The sequence below is a fragment of the Campylobacter sp. US33a genome (assembly GCF_004378855.1).
Classification (GTDB): domain Bacteria; phylum Campylobacterota; class Campylobacteria; order Campylobacterales; family Campylobacteraceae; genus Campylobacter_D.
Genome location: NZ_RYYL01000002.1, coordinates 198,729 through 220,311, shown reverse-complemented (window position 1 = coordinate 220,311; position 21,583 = coordinate 198,729). Strand labels below are relative to the sequence as shown.

General features: G+C 29.6%; 21 protein-coding genes. 10 read left to right on the top strand and 11 right to left on the bottom strand.

What is annotated here, in order from left to right:
• Nucleotides 1-102: 102 nt before the first annotated feature.
• The 7 genes from ELQ16_RS02310 to ELQ16_RS02280 all read right to left on the bottom strand — a co-directional run bounded on the left by ELQ16_RS02310 (nt 103) and on the right by ELQ16_RS02280 (nt 7,818).
• Entirely contained in the window at nt 103-543 is a 441-nt protein-coding gene (locus tag ELQ16_RS02310; RefSeq protein WP_134237961.1) for a YqaA family protein, read from the bottom strand.
• Nucleotides 543-1,127, bottom strand: a complete 585-nt coding sequence (locus ELQ16_RS02305) for a hypothetical protein (protein ID WP_134237960.1) — start codon at nt 1,125-1,127, stop codon at nt 543-545. Before ELQ16_RS02305 ends, ELQ16_RS02310 begins: the two co-directional genes overlap by 1 nt.
• Nucleotides 1,108-1,821, bottom strand: coding sequence for a hypothetical protein (locus ELQ16_RS02300; RefSeq protein ID WP_134237959.1), 714 nt, complete (start codon nt 1,819-1,821; stop codon nt 1,108-1,110). Before ELQ16_RS02300 ends, ELQ16_RS02305 begins: the two co-directional genes overlap by 20 nt.
• The gene (locus tag ELQ16_RS02295) at nt 1,809-3,443 is read right to left on the bottom strand and encodes a hypothetical protein (protein WP_134237958.1); all 1,635 of its coding nucleotides are present in this window, start codon (nt 3,441-3,443) and stop codon (nt 1,809-1,811) included. The genes ELQ16_RS02300 and ELQ16_RS02295 overlap by 13 nt, the downstream gene beginning before the upstream one ends.
• 107 nt (nt 3,444-3,550) lie before the next feature.
• Nucleotides 3,551-4,120, bottom strand: a complete 570-nt coding sequence (locus tag ELQ16_RS02290) for a hypothetical protein (protein ID WP_134237957.1) — start codon at nt 4,118-4,120, stop codon at nt 3,551-3,553.
• Nucleotide 4,121: 1 nt separating this feature from the next.
• The gene (gene uvrA, locus ELQ16_RS02285; protein WP_134237956.1) at nt 4,122-6,938 is read right to left on the bottom strand and encodes an excinuclease ABC subunit UvrA; all 2,817 of its coding nucleotides are present in this window, start codon (nt 6,936-6,938) and stop codon (nt 4,122-4,124) included.
• A gap of 94 nt (nt 6,939-7,032) precedes the next feature.
• Nucleotides 7,033-7,818, bottom strand: a complete 786-nt coding sequence (locus ELQ16_RS02280) for a sulfite exporter TauE/SafE family protein (protein ID WP_134237955.1) — start codon at nt 7,816-7,818, stop codon at nt 7,033-7,035.
• 265 nt (nt 7,819-8,083) lie between these two features.
• On the opposite strand from ELQ16_RS02280, the gene ELQ16_RS02275 reads away from it, so the two are divergent.
• The gene (locus tag ELQ16_RS02275; RefSeq protein WP_134237954.1) at nt 8,084-10,192 is read left to right on the top strand and encodes a carbon starvation CstA family protein; all 2,109 of its coding nucleotides are present in this window, start codon (nt 8,084-8,086) and stop codon (nt 10,190-10,192) included.
• Nucleotides 10,189-10,386, top strand: a complete 198-nt coding sequence (kcuS, locus tag ELQ16_RS02270) for a KCU-star family selenoprotein (RefSeq protein ID WP_134237953.1) — start codon at nt 10,189-10,191, stop codon at nt 10,384-10,386. The genes ELQ16_RS02275 and kcuS overlap by 4 nt, the downstream gene beginning before the upstream one ends.
• Nucleotides 10,387-10,417: 31 nt before the next feature.
• Here the strand turns inward: kcuS and ELQ16_RS02265 are convergent, their stop codons facing one another.
• Nucleotides 10,418-10,825, bottom strand: coding sequence for an acyl-CoA thioesterase (locus ELQ16_RS02265; protein WP_134237952.1), 408 nt, complete (start codon nt 10,823-10,825; stop codon nt 10,418-10,420).
• A 67-nt stretch (nt 10,826-10,892) separates the two neighbouring features.
• On the opposite strand from ELQ16_RS02265, the gene ciaB reads away from it, so the two are divergent.
• From ciaB to cysK, 3 genes are all read left to right on the top strand, one after another.
• The gene (ciaB, locus tag ELQ16_RS02260; protein ID WP_134237951.1) at nt 10,893-12,743 is read left to right on the top strand and encodes an invasion protein CiaB; all 1,851 of its coding nucleotides are present in this window, start codon (nt 10,893-10,895) and stop codon (nt 12,741-12,743) included.
• A gap of 113 nt (nt 12,744-12,856) precedes the next feature.
• On the top strand, nt 12,857-13,147 hold the full coding sequence (locus ELQ16_RS02255) for an HU family DNA-binding protein (RefSeq protein ID WP_134237950.1): 291 nt from the start codon (nt 12,857-12,859) through the stop codon (nt 13,145-13,147).
• Between the two features lie 120 nt (nt 13,148-13,267).
• On the top strand, nt 13,268-14,173 hold the full coding sequence (gene cysK, locus ELQ16_RS02250) for a cysteine synthase A (RefSeq protein ID WP_134237949.1): 906 nt from the start codon (nt 13,268-13,270) through the stop codon (nt 14,171-14,173).
• Here cysK and ELQ16_RS02245 read toward each other — a convergent pair.
• From ELQ16_RS02245 to ELQ16_RS02235, 3 genes are read right to left on the bottom strand one after another with little or no spacing between them, the layout of a single operon-like run.
• Entirely contained in the window at nt 14,170-14,730 is a 561-nt protein-coding gene (locus ELQ16_RS02245; RefSeq protein WP_134237948.1) for an SCO family protein, read from the bottom strand. The two genes, cysK and ELQ16_RS02245, sit on opposite strands and share 4 nt — an antisense overlap.
• Nucleotides 14,727-15,128, bottom strand: coding sequence for a hypothetical protein (locus tag ELQ16_RS02240; RefSeq protein WP_243832568.1), 402 nt, complete (start codon nt 15,126-15,128; stop codon nt 14,727-14,729). Before ELQ16_RS02240 ends, ELQ16_RS02245 begins: the two co-directional genes overlap by 4 nt.
• A gap of 44 nt (nt 15,129-15,172) precedes the next feature.
• The gene (locus ELQ16_RS02235) at nt 15,173-15,601 is read right to left on the bottom strand and encodes a copper chaperone PCu(A)C (RefSeq protein ID WP_134237946.1); all 429 of its coding nucleotides are present in this window, start codon (nt 15,599-15,601) and stop codon (nt 15,173-15,175) included.
• Nucleotides 15,602-15,738: 137 nt separating this feature from the next.
• Here ELQ16_RS02235 and ELQ16_RS02230 point away from each other — a divergent pair, with 137 nt between their 5' ends.
• The 5 genes from ELQ16_RS02230 to ELQ16_RS02210 are packed head-to-tail and all read left to right on the top strand — an operon-like array spanning nt 15,739 to nt 21,582.
• Nucleotides 15,739-16,713, top strand: coding sequence for a murein L,D-transpeptidase family protein (locus tag ELQ16_RS02230; RefSeq protein ID WP_134237945.1), 975 nt, complete (start codon nt 15,739-15,741; stop codon nt 16,711-16,713).
• On the top strand, nt 16,713-17,708 hold the full coding sequence (locus ELQ16_RS02225) for an alanine racemase (RefSeq protein WP_134237944.1): 996 nt from the start codon (nt 16,713-16,715) through the stop codon (nt 17,706-17,708). The genes ELQ16_RS02230 and ELQ16_RS02225 overlap by 1 nt, the downstream gene beginning before the upstream one ends.
• Complete coding sequence (locus ELQ16_RS02220; RefSeq protein ID WP_134237943.1) at nt 17,705-18,193, top strand: hypothetical protein; 489 nt, start codon at nt 17,705-17,707, stop codon at nt 18,191-18,193. The genes ELQ16_RS02225 and ELQ16_RS02220 overlap by 4 nt, the downstream gene beginning before the upstream one ends.
• The gene (locus tag ELQ16_RS02215) at nt 18,171-19,361 is read left to right on the top strand and encodes an MFS transporter (protein ID WP_134237942.1); all 1,191 of its coding nucleotides are present in this window, start codon (nt 18,171-18,173) and stop codon (nt 19,359-19,361) included. The genes ELQ16_RS02220 and ELQ16_RS02215 overlap by 23 nt, the downstream gene beginning before the upstream one ends.
• The gene (locus ELQ16_RS02210) at nt 19,354-21,582 is read left to right on the top strand and encodes a flagellar hook-length control protein FliK (RefSeq protein ID WP_134237941.1); all 2,229 of its coding nucleotides are present in this window, start codon (nt 19,354-19,356) and stop codon (nt 21,580-21,582) included. The genes ELQ16_RS02215 and ELQ16_RS02210 overlap by 8 nt, the downstream gene beginning before the upstream one ends.
• The last annotated feature ends 1 nt before the right edge of the window (nt 21,583 follow it).

The following is a 21,583-nucleotide window of genomic DNA, read 5'->3' as shown; positions in this document are numbered from 1 at the left end:
ATCTCATAAGTTTCGCTCATTATTTATCCTTTCTTAATTTAACCTATGTATAAACCATCTTCTATGATTATAGTAGTGGCTAGTCTGCCTATGAAGTTAGCTTCATATATTAGTCAAAAAAATAATCACTATATAACGACTTAATTTTCCCAAAAATATAAAAAAAGCACTCTTAAAAATAGGATACTTGGCAAAGCCAAGCCCTAAGGCAAAAATATCGCCTATTAAAGGTAAAAAGGTTAAAAAAGCATAAATACTTCCAAAGTTAGTGAAATTCGCATTGAATTTATCAAGCTTCTTTAAAGACTTAGAAAAATACTTTTCTAAAATTTTTTCTTTACCCAAATAGGCCAAAGCATAAGTGCTTAAACTCCCTAAAGCATTGCCCAAAGTCGCTACAAATAAAACCAAATTCACATTAAAATCAAGCTTTACAAAACCCACAACAAAGGCTTCGCTTGCAAGGGGTAAAAGCGTACTTGAAAGAAAACACACTATAAAAAGCCCCAAATAACTGATATCATTGTATAAGAAATCAAACATTAAAACTCTTTTTTACGCATTAAAATAAATAAAATTAAAAAATAAGTAGGCAAAACAAAAGGCATGATAAAATCCATAAGCATAAATTTAAGCTCTGTTAAAACTCCACATAAAAAAACAAAAACAAAAAAGATTTTAAAAAGATGACTTTTGAAAAATTTATCCAAAAATAAAAGATAAATCAAATAAATAATAAAACTAAAAAATGCTATACAATACCAAAAAATACTTTCCTCTTGCCCTATATATTCAAGATACAAACAAGCAATAACGCTGATTATAAAAAGCATAAAACAAAAAAAGGAATAAAAAATAAATTTTTCTTTTCTAAAAATATAAAAGAAAAATAAATGTATGAATAAAAATGCAATAGCTAACAAAAAAACTAAAATAGAATGCAAAAGACGCAAATTATGCTTTAAATGATAAAGATTTTGATTGGTTAAATTTAGGCTTTGCGATGGTATTTCATAAGTGCTAAAATCAATAATTAAATAATGATTAAAAACATAAACCAAGGCACTTTGGCTTAAACTTAGAAAAATAGCAAATAAAATACTAAATTTAAATATTTTCTTTTTCATTGGATACAAGCTTTAAATTTGGTTCGAATTTGATATCTTTGTTTTTACTAAGTGCGAAAGCAAATAGTGCATAATAAATAGCAAATAACAAACCTGCAAAGAAAAAAACCATAAATCCAGCAATGATTAAAGCAAAAGAAGGCTCACTATAAATTAAAACAAACATAAATATATAAATAATTATCAAAATCACACTTTTAAAAACAAAACACGCTGTAAAATAAATCTTATTTTCACATAAGGTTTTTAGCATTTTAAAAAATATAAAAGTGCAAAAAATGGCTACCACAAGACATAAAAAGGAAAAGCCATATAAAGAAATACGCAATATCTTATCAACAGGATAAGGACTAATAATAAGATAAATTAAGCTTAATAAAGCGATAAATTGAGTAAATGCAGCTATAAAAAAACTGATCAAAAAAACTTTACTTTCACTTGCAAAATAAAGCTTTAAAATCACAATCAAATAAGAAATTAAAAAAATTGCATTAAAAACCATAGCTAAAATATTAGTGATAGAATCAAAATTCAACAATTTTAAATCATAGGCAAAATCAAGAATAATGGGTAAAAACTGAAAACAAACGCAAAATAAAAAACTTGCAAAAACTACCCAAGCGGCTATTTTAGCATTTTTAAAATCATTTTGTCTTTGAATTTTAAGCATTTCATAAAAGTTTAAATTTGACATTTTGCACCCTTGAAAACATGATATTTATCATAAGTTTTTTTTAAATTCTTTAGACCTCCAATAAACACAAATAAAGTCAAAATTAATGTTATGCTTAGACTTATTTTATATTCAAAATAATCAAAAAATTGCAAAAAGGCATAAAATATAATCATAAAAGCCATTAAAGGTTTAAATTTAAGTAATAACACCGAAAGCAAAAATGTAAAAAATATAAAAATAATCCAAACTAAAGATATGCCAGTATTTTGCACACCTTCAAAAAGATAAATTTGCGAAAAACACATATAGGCAAAAAACAATACGCAAAGCAGGGTTTTAAATTTAACATTGCTGTAATTTAAAGAAAAAAATAAAGCAAAAAGGATTAAATTTTCTTTACCAAAAAAGATCGTTACAGTTTGAGGTTGTGCTAAAGGAAAAAAATATAAAAAAATTTCACCCAATATAATTCTTAAAGCTTCTATCTTAAAAAACACTACACAAAAAATTCCATACAACAAAGCTAATACCAGCATAAGTTGACTTCGAAAACGAAGAAAATAAGCATTTAAAGTTGCTAAAATTAAAGTTAAGAAGAAAAAAAGCCAAAATAATTTAAATTCATGATGTGCATATACAAAGTCCAAATTTTGAAAATGCGTTAAGAACATTTCAGACAAAAGTCCTATACCAAAAGCCCAAAATACAGATACATACCAAGTTTTTTTATCTAAAGTTACAAAACTAGAAAGATAAAGCATACAAAAGAGCAAAAAGATGAAAGAATTCATAAATAATTGAAAATTTAAAAGCCACAACGCAATAATCAATACAGAAAACACACCCTGCTCGCGAAAAACAAAGGCAAAAATAAAAAGCATAAGAACATAATTAATTTCATCCGTATTATATAAATTAGCCCCAAACAACGCATAATAACTTAGCGCCAAAATAAAAATTCCAATCAAAGCCAACATGCTAAAAAATTTACTCAAAAAATTACTACTTAAAATTCCAGCCAAACCCAATGCTGCAAGTCCTATGAAAAATTCAAAATGATAGGCTTTAAGAGTGCCTTCTAAATCCCAAGAAATATCTTTTTGCAAGTCATATGAATTTAAAGCAATAAGCAAAGTGCCCATTATAAACAAAAAGGCAAAGGCAAAAGGATATTTTTCTTTAGGGCTTTTAAAGATATTAAAATTTTTATCCGTAGCGAAAAAAAGATAAACAAAACAGCAAAATAAAATAAAACAAAGGATAATCAAACCTTTAAGAAAAATAAAAATCAAATGATATTTTTGTAAAAAATCAGCATTAAGATCAACAAAACCTAAAAGCAAAATGCTTATAAAAATAAAAATTACAAACACCCAAGGATTGATAAATTTCAAATCGAGATCTAAAAGTCTTTGCATACAAAGCCTTATGACAAAAAGTCCTAAAAATAAAATAGCAACAAAAAAAAGAGATGCTGGAGTTATAAGTGTAAAAATCACAAAAATAATCGCCAACAAACAAGTAAAAATTAAAAAAATCAAAAATTCTAAGCAACTTAAGGGTTTTAAAGGTTTAAAAGTAATAAAATCTAGTATTTCTTTAAAAAATTTAATACTTTGTATTTGTAATTTTTTAATCATTTTTCCCTTTCAAAAATTATTAAAAAATAAAACATATTTAAATAACAAATTTTAAATTATATCATTAAAAAATCAATCAAAAAAATGTGCTTTAAATTTTAAAAATATTATAATTTAAAATTAAGATTTTGTAATTTTTTTAAAATTTTATACCTTTCAAAAGCATAAGCAAAACTCAAAAAATGCAAAGCGATAAAAAGGAATAAAAGACTTAATTTATCAAAAAATATAAAAGATAAAAATGCCAAAAGCACACAAAAAAACGCAAAATAAAAGGACATTTTCACTTCTTTAAAAAGCGAAGCAAGAGTGAGTGAAAATAAAAAATAAAAAACGAAAAATAAAGCTAAAAACCCTAAAAATAAAATTTTATTTTCCAAAAGAAAAAAAGATGAACCAAGGCTTATAATAGCGGGCAAAAAATAAATTAAAATCTTATTAGAAGAAAATAAAAAATGAATTCTTGCCACCATAAAAATAAAAGCAAGAATGATATAAATATAAGAAAAAAAGCATAAAAATATACCGCCAATATAAAGAATTTCGTTCCCAGATTCATATGAGCTTGTCACCCCTTCATAAGAAAAAAAGTAATAAAAATTATATAAAGCACAAAAAAATATATAAACACTTAATCTTTTAATCTTAAAAAATGCTATTTTTTGTGCTTGTGTCATTTTAACTCTTTTTAAGCTCTAAATCTAAATAATATCCTGTGTAAGATTTTGTTTTCTTGTGTTCTTTTGCTACTTTTTCCACGCTTCCTGTGCTTATTATTTTGCCACCTTTTACTCCGCCTTCTGGCCCCATATCGATGATAAAGTCTGCGTTTTTAATCACATCTAAATTATGCTCTATCACAAAAACGGAATTTTTAAGATCAACTAAGTGTTGTAAAACCAAAATGAGTTTATTTACATCTTCAAAATGAAGCCCAGTTGTTGGCTCATCAAGTATATAAAGCGTTTTTCCTGTATCGCTGCGACTTAATTCTTTTGCAAGTTTTATCCTTTGTGCTTCGCCACCGCTTAAAGTCGTTGCATTTTGTCCTAAAGTGAGATAATCAAGTCCCACTTTTACCAAAGTATCTAATTTTTGCTTGATTTTTGGCACAGCAGTAAAAAATTCACTCGCTTCTAAAACGCTCATATTTAAAATTTCGCTAATATTTTTACCTTTATATTTTATCTCTAAAGTCGCGTCATTATAGCGTTTGCCCCCACAAGTATCACAAACAACCATTACATCAGGCAGAAAATGCATTTCTATTTTAATCTCTCCATCGCCACTACATTTTTCGCATCTTCCCCCTTTTACATTAAAAGAGAAACGACCGGCTTTATAGCCACGCATTTTAGCTTCTTTTGTAGCAGCAAAAAGATTACGAATTTCATCCATAGCACCCGTATAAGTAGCAGGATTTGATCTAGGCGTTCTGCCGATTGGGCTTTGATCAAGATAAATTACTTTATCAAGCTTTTCAAGTCCAAGAATTTCTACTCCACCTAATTTTTTTACTTTTTTAGCGCGGTTTAATTCTTCTTGTGCAAAAGGAAGTAAGGTTTGAAGTATCAAAGAGCTTTTTCCAGAGCCTGAAACCCCAGTAATTGCAACTAAATTTTGTAAAGGAAAAGAAACACTTAAATCTTTGATATTATTAATACTCACATTTTTAAGCTCTAGCCACTCTTTTTGTTCTCTATTTTTAAGCTGCGAAATTTGCTTTTTACCGCTCATATAAAGTGCGGTTTCGCTTTTGCTTTTTAAGAGCTCTTTGTAAGTTCCAGCAAATACCACTTCTCCACCAAATTTCCCTGCTTTTGGCCCAATATCTACGATAAAATCAGCTTCTTCTATGGTCATTTTATCATGTTCTACGACGATTAAAGTATTGCCCTTTTGTTGTAAATTTCTTAAAGTTTTAATGAGTTTTGCAGTATCTCTTTCATGAAGTCCAATGCTAGGCTCATCTAATACATACATAACCCCACTTAAACCACTGCCAATTTGCGAAGCAATACGAATTCTTTGTGCCTCGCCTCCACTAATCGTCCTTGCATCGCGTCCTAAAGATAAATATCCAAGCCCCACATCATATAAAAAGAAAAGTCTTTCATTAATCTCTTTTAAAATAGGTTTTGAAATCATTTTTTCTTGTTCACCTAAATATGCAAAATTCTTTTCATTAGCAAAAAAAGCGGTGCTATCTTCTATACTCATATCTAAAATTTCACCAAGCCCTTTTGAAGCTACTTTTACTGCCAAACTTTCAGGTCTTAAGCGATGACCGCCACAATCTTTGCAAATTTTTTCACTCATATATTCTGCTAAATCTTTTTCATCTTTTAGCATTTCATAAGCCATTTTTACCACGCCTTCAAAGGTGCGTTTTAGGCGGTTTCTTTTCCAAAAAAAGTCAATAGTTTTTGCATTTCCGTATAATACAAGGCGTTTTTGTTCTTCACTAAGCTCCATAAATGGCAACTTGATAGGAATTTCATTTTGTTCACAAAAGGCGATTAAAAACTTATAATAATAGCTTTTGTTAAAACCATACATTATTTTAACTGCACCATTTTCAAGACTTAGGCTTTCATCGATGATTTTTTTCATATCCAGTGTGTAGCGAATTCCAAGTCCATCACAAGCCTCACAAGCTCCTTTTGGAGAATTAAAAGAAAAACTCAAAGGCTCAAGTGGTACAAAAGAAATTTTACAATCAAAACAAGCGCAGTGTTCACTAAAATGATAATGCTTATTAAGCCCTACTTCATCGGGATTTAAAACTTCTATCTCGATCTCACCAAAGCTTTCTTCTAAGCCTTTTTCTATATCACTTGCAAGACGCGAAAGTAAATCTTCGCTAATTTCAAGGCGATCAATAACTAATTTTATGGTGTGTTTTTTGGTTTTTGCCAGTTCTATATCTTCATCAAGTCTTACCAAAACTCCATCAATTTGTGCTCTTACATAGCCTTTGTTTCGCAAATTTTCAAGCAAATCCGCGTAAGTTCCTTTTTTTTCACGCACCAAAGGAGCGTAAATGATGATTTTAGCACCTTTTGGGAATTTTAAAATTTCTCCTACAATATCACTCGCACTCATAGATGAAATTTTTTGTCCGCATTGGTGGCAGTGCTGGATGCCTATCCTAGCGTATAAAAGTCTTAAATAATCATAAATTTCAGTGATCGTTCCCACGGTTGAGCGTGGGTTTTTAGAAGTGGTTTTTTGATCAATAGCAATAGCAGGAGTTAAGCCTTCGATTTTATCAACATCAGGTTTGCCTACTTTGTCTAAAAATTGTCTTGCATAAGCACTTAAGCTTTCTATATAACGGCGTTGTCCTTCGGCATAAAGTGTGCCAAAAGCAAGGGTTGATTTTCCACTACCACTTAACCCTGTAAAAACGATGAGTTTGTTTTTTGGAATTTCAAGATTAATATTTTTAAGATTATTTTCTCTTGCGCCGATGATTTTTATACTATCATTCATAAAATTTTCCTACTTAAATTTAAAATTTATAATTTTAACATAAATCCATACTTTAGTGATTATTTTTAACTTATTTCATAATTTCATAGTCAAACTAAAAAGATACAATTTCTAATTTTCTTAGCAAAGAAAATGCAGTCACCACAATAGATAAGGCATACACACAAAGTAAAATTTTACGGTGAGAGGTAATTTTCATATTTTCGATAATTTTTATACCGATAAAAACTCCCACCATGGATGCAAAACCCACTAAAATTCCTTTATAAATTACTTCCTCATCAATCACACCAGATCCTACAAAAGAAAACATTCCAGATATTGAAGCAAAAATCACAAAAAATAAAGAAATAGGAACAACTTTTTTGCTATCATAACCCAAAAAATAAGCTAAAATTGGTGCAATTAAAAGTCCGCCACCAATACCTAAAGAAATAGCAAAAACACCTGTAAAAGCCCCTGCTATAAATAAAATCACATTTTTCGCTAAAACCGATCTTTTTGTATGATGAGTAATATTTTTAACTCCAAAAGCATATTTAAGAAAAAATACAAAACTCACACATAAAAATATTGTAGTTAATTCAACATCAGAAAGATAACTCAAGACAAAACCGCTAAAACCAGCCCCCAAAAGCCCACCAAGTCCTATCACAATGCCGTCTTTTAAATTTAAATTCTTTTTTTTATAATTAATATAAGAACCAAAAACAGAAGCTAAAATCATCTGAATTACCGATATCCCAACCGCATGATGCGAGCTCATACCAAGACTTAACATAAAAGGCACGATAATCATGCCTCCACCTATACCAAAAAGCCCTGAAGTGATTCCAGAAACAATACCAATTAAAGCATAAGATAAATCCCAAAATTCCATAATATAAACTTCCAAATTTTAAAATTTCAAAAGGGTAATTTTATCTTAGTTAAACTTAAATGCTTTATTAAATTAAGCATAAATTCCACAAAAAACAAAATGTGAATTTTTGTTATATTGATAACATAAAAATCAATACAAATATGTTTCATTTTGTAATTTTTTTGACACATTCTTTCTGTGAAAAGTGCAAGAATTAAGCATTAAAATTAAAGAGTATGTTACACTTTTGATACATTTTGTATTTTGAGTAAAAGGTTTGCTAATGAGTATTACGAATAAAATATTATGGTTTTTTGTAGCCATTGTAGGTGCATGTTGCTTTGGTATCTTATCCTTACAAAATGGAGAAAGCATATCTGCAATTTACCTTATCATCGCAGCTTTATGTATATATATGATAGGATATAGATTTTATGGTCATTTCATAGCCTATAAGGTTTTAGAATTAAATAAAAAAAGAGCCACACCTGCTATCATCAATGATGATGGTTGTGATTTTGTTCCTACGAATAAAATTGTATTATTTGGCCATCATTTTGCTGCCATTGCGGGCGCTGGTCCTTTAGTAGGTCCGATTTTGGCAGCACAAATGGGATATTTGCCTTCCATGCTTTGGATTTTAATTGGCGGGGTTTTAGCAGGTGCTGTGCATGATTTTGTCGTACTTTTCATCTCTATGCGCCGTAATGGAAAATCTTTAGGCGAAATGATTAAAGATGAAATGGGAAGTTTTACGGGCGCTGTTGCTATGATAGCAATTTTTGGAATTATGTTAATCATTATCGCCATCTTAGCAATGGTAGTTGTCAAAGCATTAGCACATTCACCTTGGGGGCTTTTTACCATTAGTATGACTATACCTATTGCTGTTTTTATGGGAATTTATATGAGATATTTAAGACCTGGAAAAGTTGGAGAAGCTTCAATCATCGGCTTTGTGCTTTTAATTTTAGCCATTCATTATGGAGCTCAAATTGCTGCAGATCCTTACTGGAGTCAAATTTTTACGCTTAGTGCTCCAAATTTAGCACTTATTATGATAGCTTATGGCTTTATTGCTGCGATTTTACCAGTTTGGTTTTTACTTGCCCCAAGAGATTATTTATCTACTTTTCTTAAAATCGGCGTTATTGCAATTATGGCTTTAGCTATTATTGTCGTTGCTCCTGATTTACAAATGCCAAAAATCAACTCTCAATATTTAGATGGCAGTGGTCCTGTTTTTGCAGGATCAATTTTTCCTTTCTTATTTATCACCATTGCTTGCGGTGCTATTAGTGGTTTTCATGCCTTAATTTCTAGTGGAACTACTCCAAAAATGGTAGAAAATGAAACTCACACTCTGGCTATAGGATATGGCTCTATGCTTATGGAAAGTGCGGTTGCCATTATGGCTTTAATTTGTGCTTGTATTTTAGAACCAGGACTTTATTTTGCCATAAATTCTCCTGAAGCTACTATAGGAAGTGATGTTGTAGGCGTAGCAACGACAATTTCAAGCTGGGGTTTTAGCATTAGCCCTGAAGATATTACAAACTTAACAACAAATATAGGCGAAAAAACCATACTTTCAAGAACGGGTGGTGCGCCAACTTTTGCCATTGGCGTTGCTTTGATTTTACATGAGTTATTCCTTGATATTAATATGATGGGTTTTTGGTATCATTTTGCTATATTATTTGAAGCTTTGTTTATTTTAACTGCCGTGGATGCTGGAACAAGGGCTTGTCGTTTTATGGCGCAAGATATTTTGGGTAATGTATATAAACCTTTGGGAAATCTTAATAATTATTTTGCCGGAATTTTTGCCACAGCTTTGAGTGTAGCTGGATGGGGATATTTTCTTTATCAAGGTGCTATTGATGAAAAAGGCGGTATTTATTCACTTTGGCCGCTTTTTGGAGTGAGCAATCAAATGCTTGCAGGAATGGCACTTTTACTTGCAACAACTATACTTGTAAAAATGGGGAAAGCAAAATATACTTGGGTTACGCTAGTTCCAGCAATTTTTGTTTTAATCGCAACACTTTATGGTGGAATTGCCAAAATTATGCCTTACAAAGAAGGGGATAAAATTGCCAATGCTGTAAGTCATGTTGCAAGTGTTTATATTCAAGATCAAAAAATTCAAAAACTTACAGAACAAATTAACAATACCAAAGATGAAACACAAATTTCACAATTGCAAAAAGATCTTTCACTTGCAAAACAAGCTAAAATTTCTAATATAGTCAATGCGATACTTTGCGTATTTTTTATGATTGCAACCTTGCTTGTAATTTTATCTTGTATAGGAATTTGCTTTAAAATTATACGCATTCCTTTGCGTGAAAATCCTTATGTAGAAATTCAATCAACGAGAATGCCATGATTAAAAGATTAAAACAATGGTATGAAAAATCCGAAAGGTTTTTTCATCCCTTAATAGGTTTAGCAAGCTACGATAAATATTTAGAACATATGAAAAAACATCACCCCAACGAAGTTGTAAAAAGTCGCGGGGAATTTTTTAAAGAATATTTAGAAAAAAAATATAATAGCGGTGGCTTTAAAAAATGTTGTTAATGGCTTAAAGGATAAAGGTTTTATCTCACACTCATGCAAAGCCATGTAGTTTTTTAAGTTCTTCGCTAATTGCTTTTTTCTTACCGCATCTATCAACACTCACATAAGTAACACTTGCAGAAGTTACATGCAAACATAGCGTTGAACCCATTTCATCTACTCTTTGTACAGCAACTTCTACATCAACAGCTATTGAAGTCGTGCCTACTTTTACAATCTTGGCATAGCAAGAAATGATATCACCTACAAAAACAGGTTCTTTAAATACTACTCTATCCATAGAAATAGTCACAACACGCTCTGGAGATAATTCTCTTGCTGCAATGCCTCCAGCAAGGTCAATTTGAGACATAATCCATCCACCAAAAATATTTCCCGCTGGATTTGTATCACTTGGCATAGCCACAATTTTTAATTTTGGTTCACCCATATTTTTCATCGATATTACTCCTTTATTTGAAAAAATGAATTATAATTAATTTTTAACAATAAAGGAGTAAAAAAGTATGAATAATTTTAAAAAATTAATGCAAATCACTCAAAGAAGAAAAAACAACATCAATAAAATCTATGATATTCTTGATAAAAACAAACTGAACGAAGAACTTCAAAAACAGAAAGAATATTTTGAAAAACTTCTAAAAAACATAAAACTTGAAGTGAAAAATTCATCTATATTGGCTATGGTACGTCGTTTTGTAGATCTTAAAGAGGAAAATTTGATCCAAGAACTAGAACAAAATCATTTTGACAAACATCAAATCTCCAAAATCAAAGCACAAATTTATAATGAAGTGAAAAAATTTTATGAAAATGAGCACGAAAAATTAATCGAAGAAATCAAAGATGCAAAAATCTTAAATGTTTTTTATGTTTGCCTTATTGAAGGAATTCACTCTATAGGAAAAGTCCTAAATTCCATGCAAGAAAAATGGCAACAAAAAATCATAGAAGAAAACAATGAATTTTTAAGTTCTCATTTTGAAAATTTAGACGAAGCGTTAAAATTCTTAAAAGACAATAAGCTTTATCAAAAAGATCGTAACAATGATATTTGTGAGCGAAGTTATGGCGTGATTTTTAAAAACAATCAAACATGGCAATTTTTACCTTACGCACTTGCATTTAAAGAGCACACAAAAGAACTAAGAAATGCTTTTGATCGCACCTTAAATAAACTTCAAAGTCTAGCTTCTAATACCGAAGAAAAAGCTTATATTGATTATCTTGAAAAGCTCAAACTCGCTTTTTGCGAAGAAAACAACGATAAAGTAATACAAGCTTGGCAAAATGCAGAACTTGCATGGATGCAAGTAAAATCGCCTTTGCAAATTGGTCATCCTTTAGAATATTACGAAGATAGCTACACTCATGCAGTGGCTTTGGAATGGGACATTAGAGTCGAAGATGCTTCTGATTTTAATGCAGCAGTTTTTAATCAAGAAATCAAGGAAAGTTTTGATCAAATTTATCACAAACTTGGTATTAAAAATCAAAAATTATACGACAGTGTTTGCGAAAACTTCAACAAAACACAACTTTATATTTGCTCACCGATGATATTTTATGGTGCAGAGCTCAATGGCTTATTTTCTGCACAAGTAGTTCCAAATGATGAATTTGTCAGTCAAAAAGCGGGCAAAAAAATCTTTGCATTTTTAAATTTCGTATATGAAAATGCAAAAACCAAACCTTTCATGAAGCTTTCTAGCATGATTTTTGAAAAAGAATTTTTAGACTATGGAAGAGAAATTTTATTTTTTAATAAAACTTTATGGAAAAAAGTTTATGAAATTTCAACCATAGGTCACGAATTTGGGCATATGTTTTTTATCGATGAAAATACCGAAAAAATAATGAATGAAAGTGGGTATTTTAAAAACATAGAAGAATTTAAAGCCACTATGGGTGGGCTTGTGAATTTTTTCTTGCACGAAAAAGAAGAACTGAAAATGCCAGTTTTCCATGAACTCATTAAAAGAGCTATAGGTTTGATTGCTTGGCAAAAAGTAGAAGAAGTAAAACCTTACTATACCGAAGGTTTAATCCATTTGCATATTTTATTTCAAAGCAAGGTGCTTAGCTTTGAAAATAATAAATTACAAATTAATTTTAATTCCATCGCTTATGAAAATTTCAAAGAAGAAGCAATAAACACTTATCTTAAACTTGCAAAACACTACAGTTTAAAACTTGATGCAAAGGAATTTTTAAATGAATTTTGTATTTTAGAAAATGAAGTTTTTTTGCCTAAAAATGCAATATGCAAAGAATTTGTATTATATTATTATAAGCTATATGAACAATTTGCAAATATTATTGATGATAGTGATGAGATTAAAAAATATAGAAAATAAGATAAAGATTTGAATAAAATTTTATAAAAATTTAATAATTTATGTAAAAAAGCTTGCCAAGTATTATAAAATGTGCTAAAATTAAGAACTTTAATATTAAAAAAGGAGCTTTTATGACTAAAGCAGATTTTATTTCAAAAGTTGCTCAAAATGCTGGGCTAACAAAAAAAGATGCTACTGCAGCAACAGATGCGGTAATTTCTACAATTACTGAATTATTGTCAAAAGGCGATAGCATTAGCTTTATTGGTTTTGGCACATTCACTACAGCTGAAAGAGCTGCAAGAACTGCAAGAGTTCCAAGCAATGGCAAAACCATCAATGTGCCAGCAACTAAAGTTGCTAAATTTAAAGTAGGCAAAAATCTTAAAGAAGCTGTTGCTAAAAGCAAAAAGAAAAAATAATTTTTAGGCTAGTGTTACCAACTAGCCTTTATTTCTATTCTTCACTTAAACCATTCGTACAAATTTACCCTTTTCTTATAAAATCAAAATCCACACAAATTTTAACATAAAGGATTCAATGTGAAAACTTATGAAAACATTACCGAATTTATCGGCAATACTCCTATAGTTGCTCTTAAAAATTATGGAGCAAATATTTATGCAAAGTGTGAATTTTTAAATCCGAGTCACTCTATCAAAGATCGTGCGGCTTTCGCGATGATTAATGATGCTTTAAAAAGCGGCAGAATTAGCTCAAATTCACATATCATTGAAGCAACAAGTGGAAACACAGGAATTTCTTTAGCTATGATTTGTGCGAGTCTAGGACTAAAAATCAGCATCGTGATGCCAGAATCAATGAGCCTAGAAAGACGCAAAATGATCGCGTATTTTGGCGCGAATTTGGTTTTAACTCCTGCTAGCGAAGGAATGAAGGGCGCGTATAACAAAGCTTTAGAGCTTGCAAAAGAAACGCCTAATTCTTTCGTTCCATCGCAGTTTGAGAATTTATCCAATAAAAACGCCCATAAAAATACGACAGCTTTAGAAATTTTAGATGCACTTGATGGCAAGGTGGATATTTTTGTCGCGGGTTTTGGTACAGGCGGAACTATTAGCGGCGTGGGTGAAGTTTTAAAGGAAAAAAACAACAATGCAAAGATCATTGCCGTTGAGCCGCAAGCCTCTCCTCTTCTTAGTCAAGGAAATGCTGCCCCTCATAAAATTCAAGGCATAGGTGCTAATTTTATACCGGCAATTTTAAATAAAGAAATTATAGATGAAATCATATGCGTTAGCAATGAAGACGCTCTTCAAACAGCAAAAGATTTAGCTAAAAACAATGGTTTAATGGTAGGAATTTCAAGTGGAGCAAATGTATTTGCCGCTTCTTTAATTGCGCAAAAATTCCCAGATAAAACCATAGTTACAATGCTAAATGATACAGCAGAAAGATACCTTTCAACTGATTTGTTTGCTCTTTAAGTTTTTGCCAAAAAAGACTTAAGTTCTTTGTAAAAATTTTCATAACTTAAGTCTTTTAACACCTTAAAAATTTCTCCCTTTTCATCAAACAAGAATAAATCACTACTATGTGCAATAGAGTATTTCATGAAAGAACCTTTTAATTCTACTTTTTGATACACCACACCATAATTTTTTGCTATTTTTGCAATTTCTTCTTCATCTTTAGCGATTAAAGCATGAGCATTGGGATAAAAATACCTTAACCATTCATTTGTTTTTTTGATATCCTTATCGCGCAAAGGATCTAAAGAAATAAAAAGCACCATTACTTTGGAATTTGGAATTTGCTCTAAGGCTTTTGAAATTAAGGCTAAAGTACTAGGACAAACATCAGGACAAGAGGTATAACCAAAATATATAATTAATTTTTCCCCTCTAAAATCTTTCAAACCAACCAAACCTTTTTCGCTTTGTAGTTCAAAATCAAAACGAGTGTTTTTAAAATATAAATAACTCGCTACAAAAGTCAAAATAATAATTCCAAAAACAAAAATATATCTTAAATTTTTCATCATCTTCTCACATCAAAATCAAAATAAAAATCAAGCTTTTGATTTCCATCAAAAAATTCAACTCTGTAACGCATCACATCAATTGCACAAGAGCTTAAAACTACTTTTGCTTTATAAGAATCACTCGAAGTTTTCACAAAAACAGGATTTATATCTCCCATATACATATTTAACCCATAAGCAACAGCTTTTAAATTGGTATAATCGCCTAAATTTTCAAGCCTTAATTCTAAATCTTGCAAAGAAGCTAAAGGTTTAGGATTTAAAGCTACAAAAACTTTTTTATCTCCAAAAGCAAAATGACAATCTTGCTGATTTAAATCACAAGTTAAAGGGGTTAAATCAGTGATTAATTCCCTTTTTTGGGTATTATTTGTATTTAAATTTAAATAATAAGCCAAAAAAATAGCCCCTATTAAAAATAGAAGCAAAAAAAATATTTTTTTCATTGCATTTTAATGTTTTTAATTTCTATATCATCAACTTTCAAACTTTGATTATTATCAAAATACAAAACAAGTTCAGCTTTTTTATCTTTAGTAACATTTTCTTTTAAATTTAAAATCATAATATGTAAACCCCCTGGTTTAAGCTCAGTGCTTGAATTTGCCTTTACTAAGATCTCAGGAATTTGCACCATCATCATTTTACCTTGCTCGTGTTTATGCGTATGAAGTTCAGCAACATCGCTTAAATTACTTGTAGCTTTTACGATTTTAATATCTTCATTTGTGTTATTTTTAATGGTAAAAAATGCAGCTGTAGTTGTAGAATTGGGAAGATTTTCTCTTACAAAAGCATTTGACACTTCATAATTAGCACCAAAAACAAAATTGACACCAAATAAACCTAAAAATAAATATTTTTTTAACATTATCTTTCCTTTATATAACAATGTATTAACCATAATTTTTCGATTATAACGAAATATTATAAATTTTAATACTCTATTTTTAAGAAAAAAATATTATAATTTCGTTTTTATAAATAAAGCTAATAAAAGGATAAAAATTGTTTAGATTTTTAGTGATTTTTTTAATCTCATTGGGCTTTCTTAAGGCATCTGATTTGGTCCAAATTTATCTTAATCAAGGCTTGGAAGCTGTTGGAGAAACCATAGAAAAAGAACTTACACAAAAAGATTTTTGGCTTAAAGAAATTGGGGATAAAAATGTAAGCTTGGGATATTATGACCAAAATGTTGCTATAGTGGTTACTAATAAAAGCGAAAAAACCTTTAAAGTATTTTTTTATGATAATGGAAAAGTCACACAAAAATTTGATCAAAAAGGTGTTTTAACCGGACTTATGGGTGATAAAGAAATCGAAGGGGATTTAAAAACTCCTATAGGATTTTATGAACTTGGCAAGAAATTTTATCCCGGAGATCCTTATTATGGACCTTTTGCATTTGCGACAACCTATCCAAATTTATTAGATAAACTTCAAGGAAAAACAGGCGGAGGGATATGGATACACGGTTATCCACTGGATGGAACAAGGTTAGATGATTTAAAAACCGAAGGCTGTATCGCTTTATATAATAATCTTTTGGAAGACTTTTCTAAAATCATCCAAGATCAAAAGGTATTTGCGCTTACCGAAGAAAAAAATAAGGTTACAACTAATGCTGATGAAATTGCGATCTTGCTAAGCTCTTTATTTGCTTGGAAAAAAAGCTGGACTCAAAGCGATATTAAAACTTATCTTGAATTTTACGATGAAAAAGATTTTAGAAGATTTGATAAAATGAAATTTGAAAAATTTGCTGAAATGAAAACAACAATTTTTTCAAGAAAAGAAGAAAAAAGCATTAAATTTTCAAATATTAGCATCAGTCCTTATCCAAATATCAAAGATGAAAAAATTTTCAGAATAACCTTTTATGAAGATTATTACACAACAAATTATCAATTTAAAGGCGATAAATTGCTTTATGTAAAATTAAATGAAAAAGGGCAAATGAAAATTCTTGCAGAACAATAATGTCTCTCATCAGACTAAAAAAAAGTGCTTATGAGCACAATCTTAAACAAATCGCTCAAAAAGCAGGTGGCTTTGAAAAAATCATCTGTGTTTTAAAAAATAATGCTTATGGGCATGGAGTTAGCTTGCTTGCTCCTATTGCCAAACAGCTTGGAGTAAATTTTGTAGCAGTCAAAAACGAAAGAGAAGCTCTAGAACTAAAGAATTTATTTGACAATATTCTCATTTTATCCCATTTACCGCATGGCAAAGAGAATGAAAATTTCATCTATGCCTTAAACGATGCTTCTTTGATACAAAATTTCAAAAAAAAGACAAAGATTCATTTGGTGATTGATACAAATATGCACCGAAACGGCATAGCTTTACAAGATCTAGAACAAGTTTTTTTAAAAGCCAATGAATATCTTGACATCCAAGGAGCTTTTACTCATTTTTACGCTTCTGATGAAATTGACGCTAATTATTTTATACAAAAACAGAATTTTCAAAGTGCTAAGAAAAAATTATACAAAATCAGCCCAAAAAAACTCATTTTCCATTCTCACAACTCCTCAGCTCTTTTTCGTTGCGAAAAACTTGACGATGATGAATTATGTAGAGTGGGTTTGGTGCAATTTGGTTATGGAGAATTCAGTCAAAATTTACAAAAAGTTTTATCTTTATATGCCAATCGTTTAAGTTCAAGAATTTTAAAAACTGGACAAAGCGTAGGATATGGAGGTGCATTTATAGCAACAAAGGATATAAAAATTGCCACTTATGATTTAGGCTACGCCGATGGCTTATTTCGCTATGATGGAAAAGGGGATTTATTTTTAGCTAATAAAGAAAAAATTTTAGGCAAAATGTCGATGGATAGCTTTTCTTGTAAGGATTGTGGAGATGAAATTTGTGTTTTTGAAGATGCTAAAATTTGGGCAGAATTTTTTCACACTATAGATTATGAAATTCTTTCCAAGTTAAGCCCGTATATTAAAAGAGTGTTAGTGTGAAAGTTTTTTTTTCTATCGCATTGCTTTTAAATTTTTTTATTTTACTTACCATTTTTATTTTTAGAGGATTAACACCTTATGGATTTTTGAGCTACGAATTTTCCTTTTTTGCTACATTATTAATTATTTTTACTTCTTTTATGACTTATAAAAAAAATATTTTAAAAAAATCGTTAAAATATAATTTTAAAACCAAACCATTAAACATTTTTATAAAAAAAATTCAAAAAGATTTTAAATTTGTAAAATTTAAAGAGTTTAATGACGATTTTAAACCTAGTTTAACTTTGGCATTGAAAAATTCTTTAATATTTTTTTCAGGCTTAAAATTACTTGGATACGGATTTTTGGTGCTGGGATTTTTGATTTTGCAAAACCATCAATACCTAGCCATTTTTGAATTCATCGCAGGAATTTGCATAGTGCCTTTAGCGGTGTTTATATTTATGATCTATTTAAAGTATGAGTCCAAAAAGAACTATTAAATCAATGACGGCACTTTTTGCCGGAATGTCTTTTTTATTTGCCGGAAATGCCCTTATTGTAAGCTCAATTGGGGTAATATTAAAAAATTTAAATATCAGCGATTTTGCTATAGGTCTTATAAATTCTTGCTTTTTTCTTGGTGCTATGTTTAGTACCATGAGTGCTCATAAAATCATTTCTAAAGTAGGTCACATCAGGGCATTTGGAATATTTGCTGCGATTTTTTCCATTTCAATAATCTTACATATCATTAGCAACAATCTTTACCTATGGGCCTTGCTAAGATTCTTCTTAGGGGCTTGTTATTATGCTTTATTGATGACTATAGAATCATGGCTCAATGAAAAAGCTAAAAATTCCATTCGTTCAAGGGTGTTAGGATTTTATGAGATAGTCTTTTATCTTTCTTTTGGCATAGGAATTTTACTCATTGCTTTTGATCTTGACAAAACAACGATTTTTATTCTAAGTGCGGCTTTGATTATGTTCTCCTCTATACCTTTAAATCTTATTCGCATCAAAGAGCCTACCTTACCTAAAGCCAATAAAATTTCTTTCCCAAAAATTTTTAATATCGCTCCACTAGCACTCGTAACAAGCTTTATCGCGGGAATGTGCATTAATGGCTTTTTTTCTATGTCTTCGCTCTTCATACTTTCGCAAAATCTAAATACCCAAGCTGTGGCTTATTTTATATTCTGTGCAATGCTGGGCGGTTTTTTTGCCCAAATTCTAATTGGCACAATTTCTGATAAATTAGGTCGCAAATTTGCCATTATGATTTGTGCAAGTATAGGTTTTTTAACCATGCTTGTCTTTTTACTTTTCAATTTAAATTTAATCTTTCAGTGTATTTTATCTTTCCTTTTAGGCATAGGAGTTTTTTGCCTTTACGCTCTAGCTTTAGCAAGAGCCAATGATATGCTAGAAGACAAAAGCAAGACAATTGAGCTTGGAAGAGGAATTTTGTTTTGTTACTCCATTGGCTCTTTATTTGCTCCATTAATACTTGGTGCTTTAATGCAATTTTTTAGCTCTAATGGTTTTATTTGGTTTTATCTTGTATGCTTAGGATTTTTAATTTTATTTACAATCAATAAGCCAAATATTATCAAAAAACGCTATAAAAGCGAGCCTGGAAGTATGGCTATTTTAAACAATGATTAATACAAATTTACTTAATCCAAATCAAAATCTTAACAACAAAAAAGAAGATATTAAAAACGATGCTAAAAAAACTAAAACCCAAACTTCCAATAATCTTTTATCAAATGAACTCAAAAAAAATTTAGGGCTTAATACCCTCATTGACAAACCCAACATTCAAAACCCAAACCTCATTGATAATACTCAACTTAAACTTCAAAACCTCATCAATAAACTTCTAGATCAATTAAAAGCACATAAAAATCCTGATTCAAATATTTTAAAACAAGCTCCAAATCTCAACTTTGCACCTAATTTTAGCAAAGAACTTAAATCCTTAAGTATAGAACTTGCAAAAGACGAACATTTTAAACCTTTACTAGAAAAGCTTAATCAAATTTCAAAACCTATCAATCAAATACAAAAAAACGATGTAGAGCTGTTGTTTAAAAATTCAGGAGTATTTTTTGAAGCAAAACTTAAAAATGCCCTAAATACAGAAAATTTTCCCAAAAGCTTTCATTCTCTTTTAAACACTATTAAAACACTAAGTAGTAATCAAATCGCTTCCCAGATCGCAGAACTTGCAAGTAAAAATCAAGATCTTACTTCTTCTTTTAAAAATTTAAAAACTATACTTCAAACCAATAAAGAACAAAATCTTAATATTTTAAAAAATAGCTCCTTTCAAACCCTACTAAGCCTAAGTGGAAAAATAGAAAATTTTAAAAAATACCTAACTAAAAATCCTAGTTTGGCAAATAAAAAGATTCACCTGCTAGGAAATAAAATTTTAAATGAATTAAAAAAACACGAAAATACTTTATACAAAGAACTCAATAAACCACAAAATTTAATTTTAAGTGATACAAAAATCCTTAAAGAAATCAGTCAAAATTTCAAACACCTAAAAGACACACTAAAAAATATCCTAAATCACAAACAAGATAACGCGCAAAACTCTTATGCTTCTACACCTCATCAAGAAAAACCAAGTGATGCAAAAAATCCTATTCAAAATACACACGACAAAAACACAATTTTACAAGATGCAAATTTCATCAAGCAAGAAAATCTAAAAGAAGAATCAAAAGTCCTTTCGAATTCATCTGACACAAAAATACTCGAAAATGAAAGCAATAAAACACAAAATGGAATTTTGAAAGAAGAGAAAAGAAATAATGAAAATTCTCAAAAAAATGAAATACCAGAAGATGAAAAACAACTTGATTTAGAAAATTCTGACACAAAAATAAATGAAAAAACACAAGATGCAACAAAGCTTGATTTAAAAAAAGAAAATCAAACTTTAAATTCAAAGAAAGAAAATTCAGAAAAAATTTCACAAGAACTTCTAAAAAAAGAAAATGAAATTAAAAATCCATCCACACCAAATCCAGAAAAAGCAACACAAAGCAACTCTACTTTTTTTGAAAGTAAAAACAAAGATGGCATTGTAAAAGAAAATGCAAATTTTCAAAATCAAAATTCAACAAATGCTAAAATTTCAATTAAAAATTTAATTTTCAATGATGAAAAAAATTCTATGGGAGAGCTTGAAAAGCTTAACAAAGATTTGTCTGCTTTAAGTAGAAAAATCAATGAAGGTTTAAAAATTTTAGATAATGATGCAAGAAATGCAAAAATAAATTTAAATGATATTAAAAATATTGATAATAAGCTTGAATTATCCATTAAAGATTTAAGTAAGGTCACGATAAGAAATAATGCAGAAATTTCAGATGAAATTCAAAATGATATTAAATCAACCTTATTTCAGGTATCTAATTTAGCAAAAAATCTTGAGAATGATGCAGTGTTAAATCAAGCTAATCGTTTATTAGCTCAAATTGAAATTAATCAATTATTATCTTTAGCCAACAATTCTATCAATACTTTCTTGCCCTTTTTTTGGGAGGATTTAAACGACTCTAAGATTATTTTTAAACGAGGTAAAAAAGATAAATTTTTTGCCCAAATTAAACTCGAATTTGCAAAACTTGGCGAACTTGATGTATTGGTAGCTTTAAATAATGACAAATATATCGATATTAATATTATGGTAGAAAATACAGAGTTTAGAAAAATAATTTATCAAAACGCTCATGAACTTAAACGAAGTATCAGCAAAATAGGTTTACTTGGTTCTCATTTTTTTGTTGGAGACATTATTCGCACAGAATTTAAGAATCAAAAATTAAAAGATTACGATCTTGACATAGGCATTGATAAAAAGGCTTAAA

Excerpts from the sequence above, each read along its gene's own strand:
- ELQ16_RS02290 (WP_134237957.1), bottom strand. The coding sequence starts at position 4,120 with ATGACACAAGCACAAAAAATAGCATTTTTTAAGATTAAAAGATTAAGT.
- ELQ16_RS02280 (WP_134237955.1), bottom strand. The coding sequence starts at position 7,818 with ATGGAATTTTGGGATTTATCTTATGCTTTAATTGGTATTGTTTCTGGA.
- ELQ16_RS02310 (WP_134237961.1), bottom strand. The coding sequence starts at position 543 with ATGTTTGATTTCTTATACAATGATATCAGTTATTTGGGGCTTTTTATA.
- ELQ16_RS02300 (WP_134237959.1), bottom strand. The coding sequence starts at position 1,821 with ATGTCAAATTTAAACTTTTATGAAATGCTTAAAATTCAAAGACAAAAT.
- ELQ16_RS02305 (WP_134237960.1), bottom strand. The coding sequence starts at position 1,127 with ATGAAAAAGAAAATATTTAAATTTAGTATTTTATTTGCTATTTTTCTA.
- ELQ16_RS02225 (WP_134237944.1), top strand. The coding sequence starts at position 16,713 with ATGTCTCTCATCAGACTAAAAAAAAGTGCTTATGAGCACAATCTTAAA.
- ELQ16_RS02255 (WP_134237950.1), top strand. The coding sequence starts at position 12,857 with ATGACTAAAGCAGATTTTATTTCAAAAGTTGCTCAAAATGCTGGGCTA.
- uvrA (WP_134237956.1), bottom strand. The coding sequence starts at position 6,938 with ATGAATGATAGTATAAAAATCATCGGCGCAAGAGAAAATAATCTTAAA.
- ELQ16_RS02210 (WP_134237941.1), top strand. The coding sequence starts at position 19,354 with ATGATTAATACAAATTTACTTAATCCAAATCAAAATCTTAACAACAAA.
- ELQ16_RS02215 (WP_134237942.1), top strand. The coding sequence starts at position 18,171 with ATGAGTCCAAAAAGAACTATTAAATCAATGACGGCACTTTTTGCCGGA.
- kcuS (WP_134237953.1), top strand. The coding sequence starts at position 10,189 with ATGATTAAAAGATTAAAACAATGGTATGAAAAATCCGAAAGGTTTTTT.
- ELQ16_RS02295 (WP_134237958.1), bottom strand. The coding sequence starts at position 3,443 with ATGATTAAAAAATTACAAATACAAAGTATTAAATTTTTTAAAGAAATA.
- ELQ16_RS02235 (WP_134237946.1), bottom strand. The coding sequence starts at position 15,601 with ATGTTAAAAAAATATTTATTTTTAGGTTTATTTGGTGTCAATTTTGTT.
- ciaB (WP_134237951.1), top strand. The coding sequence starts at position 10,893 with ATGAATAATTTTAAAAAATTAATGCAAATCACTCAAAGAAGAAAAAAC.
- ELQ16_RS02245 (WP_134237948.1), bottom strand. The coding sequence starts at position 14,730 with ATGATGAAAAATTTAAGATATATTTTTGTTTTTGGAATTATTATTTTG.
- ELQ16_RS02265 (WP_134237952.1), bottom strand. The coding sequence starts at position 10,825 with ATGAAAAATATGGGTGAACCAAAATTAAAAATTGTGGCTATGCCAAGT.
- ELQ16_RS02275 (WP_134237954.1), top strand. The coding sequence starts at position 8,084 with ATGAGTATTACGAATAAAATATTATGGTTTTTTGTAGCCATTGTAGGT.